We start from the raw sequence: 741 nt of genomic DNA, 5'->3' as shown, positions 1-741 counted from the left end.
GCATAATCGCGTGCGGGCTCCAATACATCTGCAAGAGACAGACACCCGTACTCCTTCAGGACCGCATCCCAGCTATCAACCATTCCCGGCACGGTAATGGCACTGTCAATTCCCCGAAGCGGAATCGCTCTTTTTCCCTTATATACATCTCTCGTTACGTTTTTTCCTGAACGGCCGCTGCCATTGTAGACTTTTACTGCCTTTGTTTCCTGGTGAAAGGTCAGCCAAAAGGAATCCCCGCCAAGTCCGGTCATATGCGGGTACACAACCGCAAGACAAGCACTCACCGCAACAGCGGCGTCAAACGCGTTGCCTCCCTTATCCAGTATGCGGTTTCCGGCTTGAGAAGCGAGGTAATGCGGACTGACGACCATTTGCTTTGTACCGATGACAGATTTGTTCATCACAAGTCCCCTTTTTTAAGAAATTTTCTTCAGTATAGGGAGCCTGATTTTTCACATCTACTGATCCGGCAGAAAAACTGACGAACTTTCTTCTTTTCGCAAATAATAAGATATTTTTGCATTCATTTCGAAAACAAATAAAAAATTATTATTTCGATACGTAACTTTTATGATAAAATGATTGCTAAAAGGCTACGAAAGCAGGTGGAGCAATTGAGTCATGAATATCAAATCCCCAACCTTGTACTTGATGAGACTGATAAACAAATTCTCACGATTTTGCATGAAGAAGGCAGAATTTCTTATACGGATCTTGGCAAAAGAGTCGATTTGTCAC

General features: G+C 43.6%; 1 protein-coding gene and 1 pseudogene. One reads left to right on the top strand and one right to left on the bottom strand.

The window, feature by feature from the left end; all coding sequences use genetic code 11:
• Positions 1-404, bottom strand: a 404-nt coding sequence (locus tag ACWHAR_RS26615) for a gamma-glutamyltransferase (protein ID WP_452088369.1), incomplete at its 3' end; no start/stop codon positions are given.
• A 213-nt stretch (positions 405-617) separates the two neighbouring features.
• On the opposite strand from ACWHAR_RS26615, the pseudogene chrS reads away from it, so the two are divergent.
• A pseudogene (chrS, locus tag ACWHAR_RS26610) lies at positions 618-741 on the top strand (chromate efflux transcriptional regulator ChrS); the annotation flags it as partial.

The sequence above is a fragment of the Bacillus sp. LR--39 genome (assembly GCF_053613335.1).
Note: the sequence above shows the minus strand (reverse complement) of the source record. Positions and strands in the feature narration are given on the sequence as shown.